This window comes from Rothia sp. 32237D007AR (genome assembly GCF_053544675.1).
This window is the reverse complement of the sequence record NZ_JBPPUO010000025.1, coordinates 1-2,429: the sequence shown is the minus strand read 5'-3', so window position 1 is coordinate 2,429 and position 2,429 is coordinate 1. Positions and strand designations below refer to the sequence as shown.

Below are 2,429 nucleotides of genomic sequence, written 5' to 3'. Positions count from 1 at the left end.
GTTGTATGGGCGGGTGTTTGCGGTGGTGCGGGGGTTGGTGTTTTTGGCTGCGGGTGGGACTTTTGAATAAGCCTCTATGTATGAGAACGTATTTTTTGAAATGATTGAGCGAATCATTCAATTAGAAAATGAAAAAGAATAGAATCACAAATCACAAGTGATTAATCACAAATCACTTGTGATTTGTGATAGGTGATGATAAAATAAATAGAAAGAAGTGAGAGATCGTGGGAAATTTAGGCGCACAGAAAGCAAAACGAAATGATACGCCAATCAGCGCAAAAAAAGATATAATGGGGGATAAGACGGTTCGTGTTCGTGCTGACTTGCACCATATCATAAAAATCGAAACAGCAAAGAATGGCGGAAACGTAAAAGAAGTTATGGAAATAAGACTTAGAAGCAAACTTAAGAGTGTGTTGATAGTGCAGTATCTTAAAATTTTGTATAATAGGAATTGAAGTTAAATTAGATGCTAAAAATTTGTAATTAAGAAGGAGGGATTCGTCATGTTGGTATTCCAAATGCGTTATCAAATGCGTTATGTAGATAAAACATCTACTGTTTTGAAACAGACTAAAAACAGTGATTACGCAGATAAATAAATACGTTAGATTAATTCCTACCAGTGACTAATCTTATGACTTTTTAAACAGATAACTAAAATTACAAACAAATCGTTTAACTTCTGTATTTGTTTATAGATGTAATCACTTCAGGAGTGATAACATGAACAAAAATATAAAATATTCTCAAAACTTTTTAACGAGTGAAAAAGTACTCAACCAAATAATAAAACAATTGAATTTAAAAGAAACCGATACCGTTTACGAAATTGGAACAGGTAAAGGGCATTTAACGACGAAACTGGCTAAAATAAGTAAACAGGTAACGTCTATTGAATTAGACAGTCATCTATTCAACTTATCGTCAGAAAAATTAAAACTGAATACTCGTGTCACTTTAATTCACCAAGATATTCTACAGTTTCAATTCCCTAACAAACAGAGGTATAAAATTGTTGGGAGTATTCCTTACCATTTAAGCACACAAATTATTAAAAAAGTGGTTTTTGAAAGCCGTGCGTCTGACATCTATCTGATTGTTGAAGAAGGATTCTACAAGCGTACCTTGGATATTCACCGAACACTAGGGTTGCTCTTGCACACTCAAGTCTCGATTAAGCAATTGCTTAAGCTGCCAGCTGAATGCTTTCATCCTAAACCAAAAGTAAACAGTGCCTTAATAAAACTTACCCGCCATACCACAGATGTTCCAGATAAATATTGGAAACTATATACGTACTTTGTTTCAAAATGGGTCAATCGAGAATATCGTCAACTGTTTACTAAAAATCAGTTTCATCAAGCAATGAAATACGCCAAAGTAAACGATTTAAGTACCGTTACTTATGAGCAAGTATTGTCTATTTTTAATAGTTATCTATTATTTAACGGGAGGAAATAATTCTATGAGTCGCTTTTTTAAATTTGGAAAGTTACACGTTACTAAAGGGAATGGAGATAAATTATTAGATATACTACTGACAGCTTCCAAGAAGCTAAAGAGGTCCCTAGCGCCTACGGGGAATTTGTATCGATAAGGGGTACAAATTCCCACTAAGCGCTCGGGACCCCTTGTAGGAAAATGTCCTAAGTGTGGCAACAATATTGTATTAAAAAAATCGTTTTATGGTTGTTCAAATTATCCTGAATGTAAGTTTACTTTAGCTGAACATTTTAGAAAGAAAAAACTAACCAAAACGAATGTAAAAGAATTACTGGAGGGAAAAGAAAACCTGGTAAAAGGAATCAAAAACAAAGAGAAAAAGCCCTACAATGCCGTTGTAAAAATTGGGGAAAAGGGATATATTGATTTTATCTCTTTTTCAAAATAAACATAAAAGCCCTTTAAAGAGGGCTTTTATATATTAATCACAAATCACTTATCACAAATCACAAGTGATTAATCACAAATCACTTGTGATTTGTGATTCCTAATGATACAATATTACTATACAAAAAAAGAATGGGGCGTAGTTATGGAGAAGGAAGAACTCAAAATACTTGAAGAATTAAGACGTATTTTAAACAGTAAAAATGAAGCGATTGTTATCTTAAACAATTATTTTAAAGGTGGTGTTGGAAAGTCAAAATTATCGACTATGTTTGCTTACTTGACAGACAAATTTAATTTAAAAGTTTTAATGATCGATAAGGACTTACAAGCAACATTGACAAAAGACTTAGCAAAAACATTTAAGGTAGAATTGCCACGTGTTAATTTTTATGAAGGACTGAAAAATGGAAACTTGGCTTCTTCTATTGTTCATTTGACTGATAATTTAGACTTGGAGGCTTATTCAAAAGTCCCACCCGCAGCCAAAAACACCAACCCCCGCACCACCGCAAACACCCGCCCATACAACC

General features: G+C 33.6%; 5 protein-coding genes. All 5 read left to right on the top strand.

The features are described 5' to 3' along the window. Nucleotides 1-227 precede the first annotated feature (227 nt). Entirely contained in the window at nt 228-461 is a 234-nt protein-coding gene (locus ACED87_RS09355) for a peptide-binding protein (protein WP_020220349.1), read from the top strand. Nucleotides 462-509: 48 nt separating this feature from the next. Beyond that, nucleotides 510-605, top strand: a complete 96-nt coding sequence (locus tag ACED87_RS09350) for a 23S rRNA methyltransferase attenuation leader peptide (RefSeq protein WP_001809736.1) — start codon at nt 510-512, stop codon at nt 603-605. A gap of 124 nt (nt 606-729) precedes the next feature. Next, a complete protein-coding gene (erm(B), locus tag ACED87_RS09345; protein ID WP_011861426.1) occupies nt 730-1,467 on the top strand; it encodes a 23S rRNA (adenine(2058)-N(6))-methyltransferase Erm(B) in 738 nt (245 codons plus the stop codon). A gap of 145 nt (nt 1,468-1,612) precedes the next feature. Continuing rightward, a complete protein-coding gene (locus ACED87_RS09340) occupies nt 1,613-1,897 on the top strand; it encodes a topoisomerase C-terminal repeat-containing protein (RefSeq protein ID WP_074390291.1) in 285 nt (94 codons plus the stop codon). A 144-nt stretch (nt 1,898-2,041) separates the two neighbouring features. Next, the coding region (locus tag ACED87_RS09335) for a nucleotide-binding protein (RefSeq protein WP_449090011.1) at nt 2,042-2,429 on the top strand (388 nt) is incomplete at its 3' end.

Coding starts and splice junctions, on each gene's coding strand:
- ACED87_RS09350 (WP_001809736.1), top strand. CDS start 510: ATGTTGGTATTCCAAATGCGTTATCAAATGCGTTATGTAGATAAAACA.